The sequence below is a fragment of the Nocardia sp. NPDC088792 genome (genome assembly GCF_044750615.1).
In the GTDB taxonomy this organism is placed as follows: Bacteria; Actinomycetota; Actinomycetes; order Mycobacteriales; family Mycobacteriaceae; genus Nocardia.
Window position 1 is genome coordinate 216858 of record NZ_JBIVKC010000009.1, and the last position, 18762, is coordinate 235619.

13 protein-coding genes and 1 tRNA gene are annotated in these 18762 nt (G+C 69.5%); 9 read left to right on the forward strand and 5 right to left on the reverse strand.

What is annotated here, in order from left to right; all coding sequences use genetic code 11:
• Window positions 1–57: 57 nt before the first annotated feature.
• Both ACIP5Y_RS45825 and ACIP5Y_RS45830 read right to left on the reverse strand, forming a co-directional pair.
• Entirely contained in the window at window positions 58–927 is an 870-nt protein-coding gene (locus ACIP5Y_RS45825) for a MaoC family dehydratase (RefSeq protein WP_400360108.1), read from the reverse strand.
• A complete protein-coding gene (locus tag ACIP5Y_RS45830; RefSeq protein WP_400360109.1) occupies window positions 924–2282 on the reverse strand; it encodes a 3-oxoacyl-ACP reductase in 1359 nt (452 codons plus the stop codon). The genes ACIP5Y_RS45825 and ACIP5Y_RS45830 overlap by 4 nt, the downstream gene beginning before the upstream one ends.
• A 188-nt stretch (window positions 2283–2470) precedes the next feature.
• Here ACIP5Y_RS45830 and ACIP5Y_RS45835 point away from each other — a divergent pair, with 188 nt between their 5' ends.
• On the forward strand, window positions 2471–3793 hold the full coding sequence (locus tag ACIP5Y_RS45835) for an acetyl-CoA C-acetyltransferase (RefSeq protein ID WP_400360110.1): 1323 nt from the start codon (window positions 2471–2473) through the stop codon (window positions 3791–3793).
• 114 nt (window positions 3794–3907) lie between these two features.
• A tRNA-Ala gene (locus ACIP5Y_RS45840) sits at window positions 3908–3980 on the forward strand.
• 1 nt (window position 3981) lies between these two features.
• On the opposite strand, the gene ACIP5Y_RS45845 is transcribed toward ACIP5Y_RS45840, so the two are convergent.
• Both ACIP5Y_RS45845 and ACIP5Y_RS45850 read right to left on the reverse strand, forming a co-directional pair.
• A complete protein-coding gene (locus ACIP5Y_RS45845; RefSeq protein WP_400360289.1) occupies window positions 3982–5337 on the reverse strand; it encodes an ADP-ribosylglycohydrolase family protein in 1356 nt (451 codons plus the stop codon).
• A 5-nt stretch (window positions 5338–5342) separates the two neighbouring features.
• On the reverse strand, window positions 5343–5789 hold the full coding sequence (locus ACIP5Y_RS45850; protein WP_400360111.1) for a hypothetical protein: 447 nt from the start codon (window positions 5787–5789) through the stop codon (window positions 5343–5345).
• Between the two features lie 227 nt (window positions 5790–6016).
• On the opposite strand from ACIP5Y_RS45850, the gene ACIP5Y_RS45855 reads away from it, so the two are divergent.
• From ACIP5Y_RS45855 to ACIP5Y_RS45870, 4 genes are all read left to right on the forward strand, one after another.
• Window positions 6017–6502 (forward strand): universal stress protein, encoded by a 486-nt coding sequence (locus tag ACIP5Y_RS45855; RefSeq protein ID WP_400360112.1) that lies wholly within the window; start codon window positions 6017–6019, stop codon window positions 6500–6502.
• An 82-nt stretch (window positions 6503–6584) separates the two neighbouring features.
• Window positions 6585–7676, forward strand: a complete 1092-nt coding sequence (locus tag ACIP5Y_RS45860; protein ID WP_400360113.1) for an isochorismate synthase MenF — start codon at window positions 6585–6587, stop codon at window positions 7674–7676.
• Between the two features lie 94 nt (window positions 7677–7770).
• Window positions 7771–7941, forward strand: a complete 171-nt coding sequence (locus ACIP5Y_RS45865) for a DUF2613 domain-containing protein (RefSeq protein ID WP_400360114.1) — start codon at window positions 7771–7773, stop codon at window positions 7939–7941.
• Window positions 7942–7945: 4 nt separating this feature from the next.
• Window positions 7946–12712 carry an alpha-(1->3)-arabinofuranosyltransferase family protein gene (locus tag ACIP5Y_RS45870; protein WP_400360290.1) on the forward strand — a complete coding sequence of 1589 codons (4767 nt, stop codon included), beginning with the start codon at window positions 7946–7948 and terminating at the stop codon, window positions 12710–12712.
• On the opposite strand, the gene ACIP5Y_RS45875 is transcribed toward ACIP5Y_RS45870, so the two are convergent.
• Entirely contained in the window at window positions 12713–13936 is a 1224-nt protein-coding gene (locus tag ACIP5Y_RS45875) for an acyltransferase family protein (protein ID WP_400360115.1), read from the reverse strand. It abuts the gene before it with no gap.
• Between the two features lie 188 nt (window positions 13937–14124).
• Here ACIP5Y_RS45875 and ACIP5Y_RS45880 point away from each other — a divergent pair, with 188 nt between their 5' ends.
• The 3 genes from ACIP5Y_RS45880 (at window position 14125) to ACIP5Y_RS45890 (ending at window position 18746) form a co-directional block, all read left to right on the forward strand.
• Complete coding sequence (locus ACIP5Y_RS45880; RefSeq protein WP_400360116.1) at window positions 14125–15285, forward strand: DUF3068 domain-containing protein; 1161 nt, start codon at window positions 14125–14127, stop codon at window positions 15283–15285.
• Between the two features lie 128 nt (window positions 15286–15413).
• Window positions 15414–16865 carry a polysaccharide biosynthesis protein gene (locus tag ACIP5Y_RS45885; RefSeq protein WP_400360117.1) on the forward strand — a complete coding sequence of 484 codons (1452 nt, stop codon included), beginning with the start codon at window positions 15414–15416 and terminating at the stop codon, window positions 16863–16865.
• Between the two features lie 117 nt (window positions 16866–16982).
• Window positions 16983–18746: a hypothetical protein gene (locus ACIP5Y_RS45890; protein WP_400360291.1), complete on the forward strand. Its 1764-nt coding sequence runs from the start codon at window positions 16983–16985 to the stop codon at window positions 18744–18746.
• Window positions 18747–18762 lie beyond the last annotated feature (16 nt).

Below are 18762 nucleotides of genomic sequence, written 5' to 3' on the forward strand. Positions count from 1 at the left end.
CACGCTCGACACGAACAGCCGGGCCCGATCAGTGGGATCGGACCCGGCCCCGCGGGTCTAGCGGATGGTGCCGGTGAGGTGCGGGTAGCCCTTCTTGGGGTTCTTCAGGGCCAGGTCCCAGCCGCCCGCGACCTGGTCCGCGTACACATTCACGGTGGACGGGAGCAGGATCGGCTTGCCGAATTTGACCGCGTAAGTGGCCTTTTCGGGAATGCGGCCCTCGATGGTGCCGAGAATGGCCGCGGCCGACCACATGCCGTGCGCGATCGGCTTCGGGAATCCGAAGGCCTTGGCGCCCAGTGCGGAGGTGTGGATCGGGTTGTGGTCACCGGAGGCCGCGGCGTACCGGTTGATCGTCTGCTGATCGACCCGCAGGGTGCGCAGCGGGGGCGGCGGCACCTCGTCCGGCTTGGGTTCCGGCTTGGGGCCGCCCGAGAGCGAGGTGCGCTGCTGGTGCAGGAAGGTGGTGACCTGCCGCCACACCAGTTCGCGGCCCACGCTCACCTCGGTGATGGCGTCCACGAGCAGGCCCTTCGGGTGCTCGCGCAGGTTCTCGATGTGGGTGTCGAAATCCAGTGGCTCGGACACCGAGATGTCGCGGGTGCGCTCGATGACGTTCTCCGCGTGCACCGCGCCGACCGCCACGAACGGGAAGTCGCGGGCGACGACCAGCTGCATGGCCAGCGGGAAGCTGAGCACGAACGGGTAGGTCAGCGGCAGGGCGTCACCGAAACGCAGGCCGGTGGCGCGGCAGTAGGCCGCCAGGTGGTCGGGATCGACCTTGAAGCCCTCGAGGCGGACGGTGCGGTCCGGCACGGTGGATTTGCGGGCCGACAGGCCCGGTACCGGCAGGGCGCCGATAGCGGCCTTGACGAAAAGGTTGGTGTTCTTGGGCGGCTCGGTGAGCTTGATGGTCTGGCTCATCATGCTCCGATCAGGGCCTGGCCGCAGACGCGAACGATATTGCCGCTCACCGCGTTCGACGCCGGGGAGGCGAAGTAGGCGATGGTCTCGGCGACGTCGATGGTCTGCCCACCCTGCAGCAGGGAGGACAGCAGGCGGCCGGCCTCACGGGTGGTCAGCGGGATGGCGGCGGTCATGGCGGTCTCGATGAAGCCCGGCGCCACCGCATTGATGGTGATGCCGTGCTCGGCCAGCTTCGGCGCTTCGGCGTTCACCATGCCGATGACACCGGCCTTGGAGGCGCCGTAGTTGGTCTGGCCGCGGTTGCCGGCGATACCGGCGATGGAGGACACATCGATGACGCGGCCACCGGTCTTCAGTGCACCCGCGGCAACCAGGCCCGAGGTAATGCGGTGCGGCGCAGCCAGGTTGACGTTGAGCACCGAGTTCCAGCGGCCGTCGTCCATATTGGCGAGCAGCTTGTCGCGGGTGATGCCGGCATTGTGCACGACGATGTCGATGCCGCCGAAGCGCTCGGTGGCGAAGGCGGCCAGCTTCTCGGCGGCGTCGGCGGCGGTGACGTCGAGGGCGAGCGCGGTGGCGCCGACCTTGTTGGCGGTGGCGGACAACGCCTCACCGGCGGCCGGGATGTCGGCGACGATGACGGTCGCGCCGTCGCGTGCGAAGACCTCGGCGATGGTGGCGCCGATGCCGCGGGCGGCGCCGGTGACGACGGCGACCTTGCCGGCGAGCGGCTTGTCCCAGCTGGCGGGGGCGGTGGAGTCGTCCTTGCCGACGCGGAAGACCTGGCCGTCGACGAAGGCCGACTTGCCGGACAGGATGAAGCGCAGGGTGGATTCCAGACCCGTTGCGGCAGCGGCGGCTTCGGGGTGGACGTACACGAGGTTGGCGGTGGCGCCGCGCAGCAGCTCCTTGCCGACCGAGCGGCTGAAGCCCTCGAGCGCGCGCTGTGCGATCTGCTCGTCGACGGAGGCCGACAGTTCCGGGGTGGTGCCGATGACGAGCACGCGGCCGGAGGGGGCGATGCTGCGCATGGCGGGCTGGAAGAACTCGAACAGCTGCTGCAGCTCTTCGATGGTCTTGATGCCGGTGGCGTCGAATACCAGCGCACCGAACTTCACACCCTGGGTGACGCCGTCGACGAAGGTGTAGTCGCTCAACAGGTTCCGCACGGCGTCGGCGACGCGGCCCTTACCACCGACCAGCACGGGGCCGGGAAGAGCGGGCTCGCCGGCCTTGTAGCGGCGCAGGTTCTCCGGCTGCGGCAGGCCCAGCTTGCCGGCCAGGAACGCGCCCGGAGCGGAGTGAACGAAAGATCCGTACAGGTTGGGAGCGCCCTTGCTCTTGCTGGCAGCCACAGTTCCTACCTTCTCTTGGTCTCGGAGGGTCCGACTCTCGGGACTCTCGAAGCGGTATTGCGCACATGTGCGGGGTACGGTGTCGACAAAACAACTTACTCCAGAGTAAGTTTAATGTAAACCGACTGCAGCGCGTCCCGCGGGATCGCGTACACCGGAATTCCACCGACGAGACACTGGAGACTCGAGTGACCACCAAAGCCCGTTCGGCCAAGCCCGCGGCCAAGAACACGAAGCAGGCCCGCCCGGTTGCGATCCTCGGCGGTAACCGCATCCCGTTCGCCCGCTCCGACGGCAAGTACGCGCACGCTTCGAACCAGGACATGTTCACCGCCGCGCTGAACGGCCTGGTCGCCCGCTTCGGCCTGCAGGGCGAACGGCTCGGCATGGTCGTCGGCGGCGCCGTCCTCAAGCGCGTCGGCGAGCACGGCATGATCCGCGAGAGCGTGCTCGGCTCGACCCTCTCCCCCTACACTCCGGCCCACGACCTGCAGCTGGCCTGCGGCACCGGCCTGCAGTCCATCGTCACCGTGGCCGACGGCATCGCGCTGGGCCGGCTGGAGAACGGTGTCGGCGGCGGCACGGACACCACCTCGGACGCGCCGATCGGCGTCAGCGAGGGCATGCGCGAGTGGATGCTGGACGCCAACCGCGCCAAGAAGAACTCCGACTACGTGAAGCTGGTCGGCCGCCTGCGTCCGTCGATGGTCGGCATCGAGATCCCGCGCAATGCCGAACCGCGCACCGGTCTTTCGATGGGCGAGCACGCCGCCATCACCGCGAAGGAATTCGGCGTCTCCCGGGAGGCGCAGGACGAGCTGGCCTACCTGTCGCACCGGAACATGGCCGCCGCCTACGACCGCGGCTTCATGGACGACCTCATCACCCCGTTCCTGGGCCTGACCCGCGACGACAACCTGCGTCCCGGCTCGACCATCGAGAAGCTGTCCACCCTGAAGCCGGTCTTCGGCGTCAAGGCCGGTGGCGCCACCATGACCGCCGGTAACTCCACCCCGCTGACCGACGGCGCCTCCGCGGTGCTGCTCGGCTCCGAGGAATGGGCGGCCTCGCGCAACCTGCAGCCGCTGGCCTACCTGGTGGACTCCGAGGTCGCCGCGGTCGATTACATCCACGGCCCGGACGGCCTGCTCATGGCCCCCACCTACGCGGTGCCGCGCCTGCTGGCCCGAAACGGCCTGACACTGCAGGACTTCGACTACTACGAGATCCACGAGGCCTTCGCCTCCGTGGTGCTCGCCACCCTGCAGGGGTGGGAGTCGGACCAGTACTGCAAGGAGCGGCTGGGCCTGGACGGGGCGCTCGGCTCGATCGACCGCTCGAAGCTGAACGTGAACGGTTCCTCGCTCGCCGCGGGCCACCCGTTCGCCGCCACCGGCGGACGCATCATCGCCCAGACCGCGAAGCAGCTCGCCGAGAAGGGTGGCGGCCGCGCCCTCGTCTCCATCTGTGCCGCGGGCGGCCAGGGCGTCGTCGCGATCGTGGAGCGCTAGCCACACCCCGCGTGAAAGGCGGTGTCGCGGTTCATGAACCGCGACACCGCCTTTCGGCTTTCCGGACGATTCGGCGGAATGACCTGAACACGGCCGCCGCGCTGGAGCACGGGGCGCGAAGTGGATCAGCCGGTAGATCACCCGTCGCCGGGGGAGGACGCGGGTTCGATTCCAGCCTTCGCGGCCACCTATTCGATCAACCGGATCGTGCGCTGGGCGAGGTCGGAGATGCGGCTGCCGTCGTAGCCGGTGACCGAGCTGTGCAGGGTGTCGTGGAAGGGGCCGGTCCAGTGGGCCGGGATGCCGGAGGCGCCGGTGAGGATGCCGGCGACGGAACCGGCGGTGGCGGTATTGGAGTCGGTGTCCCAGCCGCCCTGGGTGGTGAGGCCGAGGGTGGTGGTGAAATCGCCTTCACCCCACAGCAATCCGGCGGCGATCAGGCAGGCGTTACCGATGGCGTGCACCCAGTTGTAGTGCGCGTGCCGGGCGTGGATCGCGGCGACGGCGTCCTCCCACGACAGGGCGCCGCGGTGATCCTCCACCACCTCGGCGACCGCCACCGCCAGGCGGGACCGAGCCGGAATCACGGTGTGCGCCACCGTCAGGATCTCCTGCGGCGTGGTCGCGGTGAAGGCCGTGGACACCAGCGCCGCCGACCACATGGCGGCCCATAATCCATTGCCCACGTGCGAGATCGACGCATCCCGGGCCGCCGACGCCGCGGCGCGGAAGGGATCGCCCGGATTGATGTAGCCGTGGATGTCGGCGCGGATGAGGCCACCTATCCACTCCCGGTAGGGATTCCGGAAGGTGGCGGTGTCCGGGGGCAGGAAGCCGTCGATGAGATTGCGGTAGGCCACACGCTCCGCCGTGTACGTCTGCAGGAACGGCAGCCGCTCCAGCCACAGCGCCGCCACCTCCTCGGCGGTGAAGTCGCGGCCCCGCTGTTCGAGCAGGTGCAGGCCGAGGATCGTGTAGTCGATATCGTCGTCGCGCGGGCTGCCGTCGATGCGGCCGAGGGTGGATCGCCGCCAGGATCGGCGGGATTCGAGCTCGGGCGGCAGGGTGTCGAGGATCGGCACGTAATCGCGTAATGGGTAGGCGTGGACGGATTCCAGGTATTCGCGGATCCGCCGCGGCGTCCACACGAAGCCGTTCTCCAGGGGTTTGCCGAGCGTGCAGCCCGCGCAGCGGCCCAGCCAGCCGCCGTACACGCGGTCCAGCAACTCCGCGGCGGAGAACTCGGCGACCGGCAACGGTGGATGCGATTCCGCTTGGACGGCAGCGGTATTCGCGTCCACCCAGCCGGGCTCCCGGGTGTCCACCCATTCGAGGTACGGCCAGTCCGGTACGCGTGGCGCTGATTCCACCTTGTCCAGCAGGCGCCGGCAGGCGCCCGCCAGCGGCTGGTCGGTGTGCGTGAGTTCGTGCACTTCCTCGGTGAAATCGTCTACCGCGTAACCGGATTCGTCGCGCTGGCACCATTCGTAGTAGAGCAGGGCGCGCGGGTCCGCCTCGTGATGCCCGAAGAACACCGCTTCCATGGAGGTCACAGCACGGCCTGCGTGGCGTCCACCACCTCCGACAGCAGGGGTAGCGATTGGTCGCGCCGGGGTTCGCGGGCCCACCAGCGCCCCTCATGGGTGCGGCGGCCGAAACCGGTGGGCAGGATGACATTGCTGCGATGGGGTCCGATGTCCACGCTGTTGCGCTCCAAGCGTTCTATGCATTCGGCAGGGGGATAACCGTCGAAGACGACCAGGAAGGTGCGCCGCGGTGGCTTGTCGCGCACCAGCACCGGACCGGGCACGCCGCGCACGATCAGTTCGTCGAGTATCAAGGCGCCCAACGGTTCCGGGGTGTTCAAGGCGGCGATGGTGTCGATCAGCGGCAGTACCACGAACCCGGGTGTGGTCACGTGCACGTACGGCAGGCCGAACAGGGAGCGGTAGACCTGCGCCCACTCCTGCGGCGTCGTCAGCTCGTCCAACCGCACAGTCCACCCCTCGTCCGGGCCCAGCTCCAACGACGGCGATGTCGATAGTCGGCGACAGCCGACGAATTCAGTGAAAACCCGGCTCGCGTATCCCACCACTGGTTTGGGTGAATCGTGTGCAAACTGTGGAGAACCTGCGACGCGGCGGGGTTGTCCGGGTCCGCTTCGCAATCCGGATCGGGGGTAGTCTCACAGCAGAGTCATGCGTACCTACCAGGAGGTTCGTCATGCCGTGCGATTTGATGCTCATTGCCTACGACGGGTCCGAGAATGCGCGGCGGGCCGTCGAATACGCGGGTCGGTTCCTGGCCGCGAACAGAGCCGTGGTGCTCACCGCCTGGGAACCCATGGTGCGGCAGGCAGCCCGATTGTCGGGACTGTCCGGGGTGATGCAGCCGGAGTGGCAGCCGGACGACGAGATCGAGGACATCGCGCTCGTGGACGCGCGCAATATCAATGCCGAGGGCGTACGCCTCGCCAAACTGGCCGGTCTCAATGCCGAGGCGCGGACGGCCGAATGCACCACCACCATCTGGAACGCCATCGTCGAGGTGGCCGACGACCTGGATGTGGACATCATCGTGGCCGGTACCCGCGGCGCCACCGGCATCCGCGCCCTCATGCATTCGAGCGTCGCCGACGCCGTCCTCAAGCACTGTCACCGGCCGGTACTCATGGTGCCGCCGGGACGCGAACCCGCGGAGAAACATTGACCGGCGGCCCCGCCGGAGCACGCTGAGAGATGCGTCGCTCCCCCGTTCCGCCCTCGCGCGCGAGGACTATGTTCGAGACATCATGGACGGATTCCTGCTCGCCACGCCCGACGGTGTAGTCCGCGCGACCGGCGCCCGCGCCGCGTTCGACGACGCGCACACCGCCGCGCAGGCGTTGCACGATTGCAAGGCCGAACTGATCGTCGGCGCGCTGCCGTTCGACCCGCGCCGGCCCGCCGCCCTGGTCATCCCCGAGCAGGCCGTCCACACCGCCGGGCCCTGGCGGCCCGCCGCCCTGCCGGAACTGCCTGCGGTGCAGGTGATCTCCGAACTACCCAGTGCCGCAGAACATGTCGCACGCGTCGCGAAGCTGGTGGAACAACTCGCGGATCCGCGATCCCCGCTGCGCAAAGTGGTGGCGGCCCGCTCGCTGCTCGCCGAGGCCGAGACCCCGCTCGATCCCGAAGTAGTGGCCGCGCACCTGGTGACCAGGCATCCGCGCGCCAATGTGTTCGCCGTCGACCTCGGCGCGGCGGGGCGGCCCGGTGACACGCTGCTCGGCGCGACCCCTGAGGTGCTGGTCGCACGGCACGGGCACACCATCACCCTGCACCCCCTGGCCGGCACCGTCCGGCGACTCCCCGATCCGGACGCGGACGCCGCGCAGGCGCGAGAACTGCTGGCCAGCACCAAGAATCAGGACGAGCACGCCTTCGTCATCGACTGGATCCGCGAGCAGCTCGCACCCGTCTGCATCGAACTCGAGATCCCGGACGGGCCCGAACTGCTGCAGACCCCCGAGGTCTGGCATCTGGCCACCCCCATCCGCGGCCGCCTGCGCGACCACCGCACTACCGCCCTCGACCTGGCCCTACTGCTGCACCCCACCCCCGCCGTCTGCGGCACCCCCACCCATCTCGCCCTGGACACCATCGTCGGCACCGAAGAGGATCGCGGCTTCTACGGCGGTGCCGTCGGCTGGTGCGACGACCGCGGCGACGGCGAATGGGTGGTAGCCATCCGCTGCGCCGAACTCTCCGCCAACGGCCGCGCCCTCCGCGCCTTCGGCGGCGGCGGCATCGTCGCCGCCTCCGACCCCCTCGCCGAACTCGACGAAACCACCGCCAAACTCCGCACCTTCCTAGGCGGCCTGTCCTGCAGCGTCCCCGAATAACGGCTGAGAGTTCGTCGTCCCTGTCGGCCACCGGGGAATCAACCTGCTAGGTTGGCTCGAAGTTACGCATGCATCGATGTATGGGAGTCCCGCGATGAAGTTTGCCGTTCCTGGTGCAGCGAGTGCTGTCGGTGGCGCCCTGGTCGGGCTGGCGGCGGTGCTGGTCATCACGATGGCGGGCTCGCAGGACAAGCGGCCCGACATCGACCGCAGCAACCAGCAGGGCTCCTCGCTGCTGAACAACGTTGAGTACGGCCAGCGCTGACCGGCTGACCTCCTCGTTCCCCGCGGCCGGACCGTCCGAGGACCGGTCGCCCGACACCGCGCCACTGGGTCGCCGCTGGCTGCTCGGCACCGTCATCGCCGCCTTCCTGCTGACCTTCCTGCAGGCGCCCGGTTTCACCGTCGCCGACACCAAATACGATCTGGCGCAGAATCCGCTCGGTTTCCTGGCCCGCGCCTCCCATCTGTGGAGCAGTCAGGCGCCCATGGGTCAGGTGCAGAACCAGGCCTACGGCTACTTCTTCCCACACGGCGCGTTCTTCTCCCTCGGGCACGTCCTCGGACTGCCCGGCTGGGTCACCCAGCGCATCTGGTGGGCGCTGCTGCTACTGGCCGGCTTCTGGGGCATCATCCGCCTCTGCGAAATCCTCGGCATCGGCAGCCGCGGCTCCCGCATCATCGCGGCCCTCGCCTTCGCGCTCTCGCCGCGCGTGCTCACCACGCTCGGCTCGATCTCCTCCGAGACCGCGCCGATGATGCTCGCCCCGTGGGTACTGCTCGCACCGGCCGCACTCGGCGTAGTGATGCACAGGCGCGGCGCCGACGCCGCATCCGAAGTGGCCACCGCCGATGCGGATCTCACGTCCGCGGCAGCCGTACCACCGGCACGGGCTGGGCTTCGCGGGCTTTCGGCGATGTGGCCACGCCATGGATTCGGTGGCGGAAATCGCACCAGGGCAACCACATCCGGCTCGCGACGAGTATGGCTCGGAGCCGCCACCCCCGCCGGAAGCGCGCTGGCGCTCGCTCTCATGGGTTCCGTCAATGCGGTGGCCACGGCCGCCGCGTTCCTGCCCGCGGCGCTGTGGTGGATCTCCTTCAGACCGAATCGGGCCTGGTGGCGGTTCACGCGGGCGTGGATTCCCTTGCTGGCGCTGGGGACCTGCTGGTGGGTGCTGCCGCTGTTGTTGCTGGGCAAGGTGAGTCCGCCGTTCCTGGACTTCATCGAGTCGTCGGGGGTGACCACGCAGTGGGCGTCGCTCGGGGAAGTGTTGCGCGGCACCGACAGCTGGACGCCGTTCGTCTCACCGGAGCGGATCGCGGGCGCGGTGCTGGTCACGCAACCGGCCGCGGTGCTGGCCACCGGCATGCTGGCGGCGGCCGGCATGGCCGGACTCGCCATGCGTTCCATGCCCGCCCGGGGCCGGCTGACGCTGATCCTGTGCGTCGGGCTGGTCGGCATCTGCGCGGGCTATGCGGGCGACCTCGGCGGGCCGTTCGCGGAATCGGTGCGCACCTTCCTGGATTCGGGAGGTGCGCCGCTGCGCAATGTGCACAAACTGGAACCGCTCATCCGGTTGCCGCTGGTATTGGGACTGGCGCAACTGCTGAGCCGGGTACCGCTACCCGCCTCGGTGCCGATGCGGGTGTGGCGCAGCGCCTTCGCGCATCCGGAACGCAATCGGATGGTGGCGGTGGCCGGGCTCATCCTGACCGCGCTGGCCCTGTCCACCTCGCTCGCGTGGACCGGCAAGCTCGCACCCCGCGGCGCGTATGACGAGGTGCCCGGATATTGGCATCAGACGGCGGATTGGCTGGCGCACAATGCCGCCGATACCCGCGCACTGGTGGTGCCGGGCGCGCCCTTCGGCACCCAGACCTGGGGCCTCACCCGCGACGAACCATTGCAGGCGCTCGCGAGCACACCGTGGGCGGTGCGGGATTCGGTGCCGCTCGTGCCGCCCGGCGCCATTCGCGCCATGGATTCGGTGCAGCGGCTCATCGCCGACGGCAGACCCTCGGCCAGCCTCGCGCCCACCCTCGCCGGGCAGGGCATCGGAATCCTGGTGTTGCGCAACGATCTCGACCCGGAGACCTCCCGCTCCACCCGGCCCCTGCTGGCGCACGAAGCCATCGAAGGATCGCCGGGAATACGGAAGGTCGCCCAATTCGGGGACCCGATCGAAACGGGGCAGGTGCAGGGACTCGTCGCCGACGAGGATCTGCGGCCCGCCTATCCCGCCGTCGAGATCTACCGGGTCGAAACCGGCGCACACACCGACGGCTCGGCCGCCGGCGCACACACCGACGGCTCGGCCGCCGGCGCACACACCGACGGCTCGGCCGCCGGCGCACACACGGACGGCTCGGCCGCCGGTGCCGCCGCGCTCGCCGATAGTGGCGGGGTCGGTCTGCCCGCCGATATTCGCAGCGGCACAGGGGCTCCCGGATCGTTCCCCGGCGCGTTCACGGCGCCACTGGACGGTGTGCCCGTGGTGCAGGGTGGCCCGGAAGTGGTGGAGCGGCTGCGCCGCGATCCATCGACGCCGCCCGGGCCGATCCTGCTGGACTCGGACGCGAAACAGGCCGGGCTGCCGGTGAATACGGTCACCATCACCGACACTCCCATGGATCGGGAAGCCGACTTCGGGCGCGTCGACAACCACAATTCGGCGCTGCGCGCACCCGGCGACCCGCGCCGCACCCACAATCTGGTCCCCGACTATCCGGTGCCCGGCGCGAAATCGGTGGAGGGTGAATGGTCCGGAGCCACCGTCACCGTCTCCAGTGCGGCGGGGGATGCCACCCAGCTGGGTGGCGCGGCGCCCGGTAGTTCCAGCGCCGCGGCGGTGGACGGGGATCCCTCCACCGCGTGGATCAGCAATGGCGCGGAACATGCGGTGGGGCAATGGCTTCGGCTCGACCTGCAGCAACCGGTGAGCAGTGCCGTACTGCGGCTGACGACCAGCGCCGCCGCCATCGGCAGCCCGGTGAAGTGGGTGGAGGTCGCCACCGCCAAGGGCACCGTTTCGGCGCGGATCACCGCGCCCGGTGAGCCCGTGGCGATTTCGCTGCCGCCGGGCAACACCAGCTGGATCAAGGTCACGGCGGCGCATACCGAAGACGGCAGCGGCGGTGGGCAATTCGGTATCAGCGAACTGTCCGTCGACGACTACGCCAACCGGGACAACCCGGTCACCATCGATATCCGGCACCGCACGGTGCTGCCGCTCGCACCCGCCGGGGCGCAGGTGCGGGGCTGGGACCTCGGACAGGAATTCCCCGGGCGCAGCGCCTGTTTCGACGCCCCCGATCGGGTGCGGTGCAGCAAGGGACTGGCCTTGGCGGCGGAGGAACCCGGACTGTTCGAACGCACCCTCGACGTGCCGCAACCGCTCGGCGTCACCCCCGGGCTCACCGTGCACACTCGCCCCGGACCGGCGCTGGAAGCCCTGCTCACCGACCCGGACCGGCCCGTGGCGCGCGGTCGGGCCGATGTCGCCGACCCGCGCGGCTCCGCCTTCGCCGCCACCGACGGCGACCCGCGCACCGCGTGGATCGCGCCCGAGACCACCGTGCGGAATCCGACCGGCGCGAAACCCACACTCACCATCGAACTACCCGCGCCCACGCTGGTCACCGGGCTGGAAGTGACGCCCGCACAGGGCGATCTGCCCGCCCACCCGACCTCCGTCGCAGTGAACCTCGGGGATGGACCGCAGGTCCGGGACGTCGACCCGAAGTCCGGCGCCCCCACCCGCATCGACCTGCACCCGCGCGTCACCGACCGCATCGAGCTCAGCATCCAGACCTGGGATTCGGTACTCGACCAGACCGCACTGGGTTTCGCGCAGGAACAGCCGCCCGGCCTCGCCGACGTGAACGTGCTCGGCCCCGACTATCCGGCCCCGGCCCCCGCCGACCGCCTCCTCACCGTCGACTGCGCGCACGGCCCCACCATTGCCGCCGCCGGTCGCACCCTGCACACCACCATCACCGCCACCGCCGCCCAATTGATCTCCGGCGCACCACTTCCCGCCCGGGTCTGCGACACCGGCGACGCCACCACCCCACCCGGTATCACCACCTTCGACCTCCCCACCGGCAAGATCGACGTCACCGTCGCCCCCGGCGACCTCTTCACCGTCGACGACCTGCGTCTCGACCGCACCCCGGCAGCCGGGCAGCCCGCGGCCGATCGAACGGCAGACCTGCGAGAGCACAAGCAACAGCCGGCTGATCAGCCGTCACCAGGCCAACCGGCTACAGGACAGTCGGATCCGGCGGCGCAAGGGGGCTCCGCAGGGCAGGAAGATCCCGGCGTGCCCGGCGGCGCGCAACCGGCGGCCACCGATCCGGCGCAGGCGAACAAGACCGAGCCTGCCATCGGTGCGCCTGCGGGCACACGACTGCTGGTGTTGCCATTGAGTACGAATGTCGGCTGGGAAGCGAAAACTGCTGGTGGGCAGGCGCTCGAGCCGGTCGTTATCAACGGTTGGCAGCAGGCGTGGCTGTTGCCGCCCGGGACGCAGGGGCCGATCACGGTGTCGTTCCCGGTCGATCGCTGGTATCGCGTCTCCATCTTCGGCGGTCTGCTGCTGTTGATTCCGCTGCTGGTGTTCGCCGTCCGTGCGGCGCGCGCACCGGTGCGCGAGGACGGTCCGGCCCCGCGCGCCTGGCGGAGCCGCACTGTCGCCGCGATCGGATTGACCGCTGCCGCGGGCTTGATCGCCGGGCCGACTGGAATCGTGCTCGCCGCACTCGGTGTCGTGGCCTACTGGTACCGGCCGCCCACGTGGCCGCGGGTACTGGTCTGGATTGCCTTTGCGGGAACGGCGATTTCGGCCGCGGCACTCTCCACCGGGCCGTGGCGGTCGCCGGATGGCTACCTGGGTGGATCACTGTGGGTGCAGTTCCCGGCGCTTGTCGCGGTGGTCGCCGTCGGCTTGGCGGCGCTACCCGACCAGCGCGGGCAAGCACTGCCCGACCAGCGCGAACAACCCTCTCGCACAGCTGAATCAGCCGAGCGGTGATCAGCCGAAGCGGCGGCGCGTCCACACCCGGATCGGCTCCTCGACCAGTGCGAAGCTGGCCGCGGCCAAGGGCAGGGTGAAGGCGACCGTCAGCAGATAGACCAGCACGAAATGCCCCCGGAACGGGATGATGCCGAACACCGGGAACACGATCGACAGTACGGCCAAGTGCCAGATGAAGATTCCGTACGACCAGCGGCCGAGCATCGCCGCCACCCGGCTCTCCAGCCAGCGGTGCCGGCGCTCCGGCCGCAGTACCAGCGGCGCCAGCAATCCGAACCCGATGACGGCGCCGAGCGCCATCTTCGCCGCGTACTGCCAGGGCTGACCGTGCGTGAGCCCCCGCGGCCCGGCCAGTTCGGTGGTGGCCAGCAGGAAGGCCGCCAGCGCCAGCGGCCACATGATCCGGCGGTTGCCCGCGATCCGCCGCCAACGGGGCGCCTCGGTATCGGCGAGCTCGGCCAGCAGCATGCCCACCGCGAACCAGGGCAGATATCCGGGCAGCCAGTTGTCGGCGTGAATCCCGACCGGGGTGGGGACGGGCAGGAAATTCCAGCCCAGGCACAACCCGCCCAGCCCGAGCAGGACCGGCACCCGCCACCGCGCCCGCCGCCCGCGCATCCACATCAGCGCGAACGCCAGCAGCGGAAGCACAAGATAGAAGGCCACTTCCACCGACAGGCTCCACATCTGCGTGAGCCCGTCGGTGAGGGTGAAGGGCACGAACACCTGCAGCAGACCGAGATTCGCGACCCAGACCCGGAACCCCGCGGTGTGCGCGGCATTCGGCAGCAGAATGAGGACCGTGCACACGACGATCCAGTAGGCGGGCAGGATACGGGCCGCGCGATGCAGCAGGTACCGTCCGGCCCGCGGTGACGTCCCCAGCCCGCGCGCGGCGGCGGCGTGCGGCCGCCACAGCAGGAATCCGGACAGTGCGAAGAACACGGCGACGGCCATATCGAACCGCTCCCACACCCGTCCGAGCAGCGGATGTCCGGTCGCGCCGGTCTGGAAGGCCACGTGCGTCAACATGACTCCGAGTGCGGCCAGCGCGCGCATGCCCTCGAGCGCGGGCACGAAGACATCGGTCCGCCGGATCTTGCTCGCATCGAGCGTGGTCTCGGTGATGGTGCCGGGCGGACCGGGGTCCGGGCCGTCGCTCGTGGCACTCGGCCGGACCGGTCGGGCCGGTTCGGGAGCAGAGTGCACGGTCGCGGTCATAGGCGTTCAGTCTGCCCTGCCGTTCAGCCGGGTGCTCATCCCATGTTTGACTCGGCCGTATTTCGCGATGTTTTCCTGCCTCGGCGAGACCCAGGACGGCTTCGGACTGTTAGTGTCGGGGCTCACGAGCGCTGTGCGGCGACCACAGCGCTTGCCGAAACACGTGTTCGACGACGAGGAGAACCTGCATGGCACTCAGTGCCGGTACCAGAAGGACGGTGGCCTGCCTGCTCGTAGGGCTCGGTGCGATGCTGCTCGTCGCCGCGATCATGATCCCCACCTATACGGTGAGCCGGCTCGCGAAGACCCCGCTGGACCTGGAGATCACGACCGTCGCGACCAACCCGCCCAATACCCCGAGCGAAGTGCTGGACGCCAAGTCCCTGACAGCACCCACCGGCGCGGCCAAGGTCGATGAGAACGTTCCGCTCGTCTCGCAGCGCTTCCTCACCGTCGAAGACCCCTCGAACGCCTCGGAAATGACCATCCAGGCCGGTCAGACCCTCCGTCGTATCGACAAGCAGGGCGACACCGGCCTGCTCACCGCCACCGTCGACCGCGTCACCATCGACCGCAAGACCGGTATGCCGGTCGACGCCGTCGACGGCGGCCCGAACGGCGCCATCGCCGTCACGGTCAACAGCAAGGGCGAAGGCGTGCTGGATCCGGTGCAGCACACCGGCCTGCAGTACCGCTTCCCGATCGGCACGGACAAGAAGACCTACCCGTACTTCGATCTCAACGCGCGCAAGACCTTCGACATCAACTACGTCGACGAGTCCGAGATCAACAACCTGAAGGTCTACCACTTCCAGCAGACCATCCCCGCCGTCGATCTCTCCACCGTCGCGAACTCGCCGACCAACAAGCTGAGCCTGCCCGCCGAGAAGTGGGGCGTGGACGGCGACGGCACGGTCACCATGGATCGCTTCTACACCAATGTGCGCGACCTGTGGGTCGAGCCGCAGACCGGCACGGTCATCAAGGGCCAGGAGCAGATTCACCTCTACTACGCCCGCAGCGGCGACAAGCCCGAGGTGACGGCCCTCAAGTCGACCCTGGTCTTCGACGAGAACACCATCGAGTCGCAGATCAACGTGGCCAAGGACAATATGGACAAGCTGTCCCTGTACGGCCGCGTGCTGCCGATCTCGCTGGGCATCGCCGGCGCGATCGTGCTGATCGCCGGTCTCGTCCTCGGCCTGCTCGGCCGGAACGGCAACGGCCAGACCCCGGCCCGCCGCGCCAAGCCCGCAGGCCCGGCGCCCCAGCCGCCCGGCAACGACGCACCCACCCAGCAGTTCGACATCGGCCGGACCCAGCAGATCGATATGGGCAAGAACCCCTGATCCGCAATGGTTCTCCCGCGGCCCCGCACCCGACCGGTGCGGGGCCGCGCCCGTTCCGGCCCTCTGATGCGCCGACCGGCCCGGCCCGCGGTCGCCCTGCCGAGGCGGCCCGGCCGGTGAATGGGAGGATGGCAGGCGTGTCCGTTGTCCGCCGTCTGCCCGTAGTCGCGGACCTCACGCTGGTGACAGCGGGCGCGATGACTGCGAACATCGCCGGATACCTGCTGCAATTGCTCGCCGGCCGATGGCTCGGCGTCAGCGGCTACAGCCCCTTCGCCAGCCTGCTGGCCGTCCAGCTGCTGTGCGCCGTACCCGCGCTCGCCCTGCAGAACGTGGTCGCCCGCGAGATAGTCCGCGGCGCACCCCTATCCGCCGCCCGCCGCCTGGCCACCCGCTGCGCCGCGCTGGTCGCACTGGCCGCAATCTTCCTGGTACCGGTCGTCGCGACGGTACTGAAAGTCGGATATCTCGCGGCCGCCGGAGCGCTGGTGGCCGCGCCCGCGCTGGTCCTGCTCTCCGGCGAACAGGGAATCCTGCAGGGCCGCAGCCACTTCCGCGAGCTGGCCAAGGTCCTCGGCGGCGCGGGCATCGCCCGCGTCACCCCCGCGGTGATCGCACTCGCACTCGGCGGCGGTACGGCCGCTGCGCTCTGGGCCGCCGCGTTCGGCATCACCGCAGCCGCGGTCGCGGCCCGCCACACCGCCGATTCCGCGGCGACAGCAAGCACCCGACCCGGGGATCCCGCCGGAGCGCCGGGCAGTGCCCGAGCCTCGGATTCGACCGGCTACCAGGACTCTTCGACGCCGGACACATATCTCGATCCTGCGGTGGCTGAGGAAGCCGCCGATCTCGCGGGCCTGGCGCACACCGCAACTCAGGTGACGGAGACTTCGGAGGCGCGGCGGGGCGAGTCGCAATCGGACGAGACCATCGGCCGTGTCCGCGCGTATGCCGCGAGCGTGCTACCGGTTTTCCGGGCCGCGCAGGTGCAGGCCGCACTGATGGCCTTATCGTCCGCGGATCTGATCGTGTCCCGAATCGTGCTGGGCGAGAACGACGCCGGCCGATACGCGCTCGGAGCCATAGCCGCCAAGATCGCCTTCTGGCTACCCCAAGCCGTCGGCGTAGTGCTCTATCCCCGGATGGCCCAACCACAGCACTCGGCGCGCGCAGTGCGTTCGGCCCTTGCCGTCTTGGTGGGTGTCGGCGCGGTAGCGGTAGCGGGCGCCGCCCTCGCCGCGCCCCTCGCCTCCCTGTTCGCAGGCCGCGACTACGCCCCTATCGAAAACCTGCTCTGGCTCTTCGCCCTCGACGGCGCCCTATTGGCCGTCCTGCAAGGCGCACTCCTCTCCGCCATCGCAACGGACCGCACCGCCCCGGCCGCCATCACCTGGCTCGGCCTCGCAACAGGCGTAGCCATCATGCTGACCTGCGCCCACTCCGTCACTTCCCTCATCACCATCGCGACAATCACCGTCGCCGTCACCACCTCGGTGATCACCGCCATCGCCCTGCGCACCGCCCGCTCCGCCCGCGAAAGCGCCTCGAGCATCCCCGATTTCGACGCGAGCGGAACATAGGGTGCCCGTGTGAACGCGGAACCCCGCCCACCGGACGCCCCGGTGTCCCCTCAGCCCGAGCCTGGCGCGAAGTCGGCCCCGACGGGCGGGGCTGCCGGCCGCGGCTGGGCCCGGGTAGTGCCGGCCGCGTACAGCCTGGTGCTGGCGTTGATCGTCGTCGGGCCGCTGTTGGGGCGGGGGTATCTGTTGTTGCGGGATGCGGTGAGTACGCCGCGGTCGTATCTCACCGATTCGGCGCTCGGGCTGGGGGATGCGGCGCCGCGGGCGGTGCCGCAGGATGCGTTGATTGCGATGTTGTCGCCGGTTGTCGATGGCGGAGTGATCGTGAAAGCGATTCTGGTGGGGGCGATCTGGCTGGCGGGGTGGGGGGCGGCCGTCCTCGTGCGGGAGATGCTGGGGGTTTCGCTGGGGCCGCAACTGGTGGCGGCGACCGTCGGGATCTGGAATCCGTATGTGGCGGAACGGCTCCTGCAGGGGCATTGGAGTTTGATCACCGGTTATGCGGCGCTGCCTTGGATTGCGGTGGGGTCGAATCGTTTACGGGTCGGGCCGCGGTCCTGGACGGACTGGGGGATGCTGGCGGGGTGGCTGGCCGCGGCAGGGCTGACGCCGACCGGTTCACTGCTCGCCGGATGTGTGGCGCTGCTGCTGGCTTCGCGGCGGACCGTGCTGGGTACCGCGGTGCTGTGGATCGCGACCTCGGCGCCTTGGCTGGCGGCCACCGTACTGTCGGGCGCGGGTGCGGAGCCCTCCGATCCGGCGGGCGTCGCCGCCTTCGCGGCGCGCGCCGAACCCTGGCTCGGGACGCTGGGCAGTCTGGCCGGACTGGGCGGAATCTGGAACGGCACGGCGGTACCCGACTCCCGCACAACGCCGTTCGCCCTCTTCGGCACGGTCCTGTTGCTCGCGCTGGTGGCTACGGGGATTCGCGCTGTCAGCTCTCGCCTGCCCTCGGACTACACCGCGGCTACTCGGACACGTCGGATTCTCCTGGGACTGGCCGTGATCGCGGTGCTGCTGCCCGCACTCGGCGCGACCGGATGGGGATTGTCGGCGGGCGAATTCCTGGTCTCGAAGGCACCAGGGGCGGGACTGCTCCGGGACACGCAGAAGTATGTGGCGTTGGCGATGCCCGCCTATGTGTTGTGCGCGGCGGCCGGGTGCCGCGTCCTGGCCGGGTGGTTCGCGTCGATCCGGGACCGGGACGATGTGGCCCGGGATCGGGTGGCCCGGACCGGCGGTGTGGCGGCGCTTTTCATTGTGCTGACAGTGATCTCGTTGCCGGATCTGGCGTGGGGTGTGGGCGGGGCGTTGCGGCCTGTGCACTATCCGGCCAGCTGGGGGCGGGTGGCGACGGCGGTGGATGCGCCGGGGGACGTGGCCGTACTGCCGGGTGGGATGTTCCGCAAGTTCCGGTATTCGGGAAGCGCGCCGGTACTGGATCCCGCACCGCGCATGCTGCCCGATGATGTGCTGCAGACCGGGGAATTGCCGGTGCACGGCGCCGTGGTCGCGGGTGAGGGTGTCCGGGCCACGCGGGTGGAACAGTTACTGCTGCACGGGGGTTCCGCGGGTGAGCTCGGACGGCTCGGCGTGGGCTGGGTGCTGGTCGAGCGGGATACTCCGGGACCCGTGGGCGACTCGAAAACAACGCTGGAACAGCTGGATTCGATCTACTCGGATGCTCATCTGCAGTTGTATCGCGTGCCCGGCCCTATTACCGAGCATGCGGCATCATCGGGCGCTCGCCGCGCGGCGGGGGCCGCACATCTGCTCTGGGCGGGATTACTGTGTGCCGGAACGATAGTCAGTCTTTGGGGAAGCCGACGGCGAATCCGATCCCGATCACGAACACGCTCACAATCGCGATCACCAGAATGATCCACATGAATTCGAG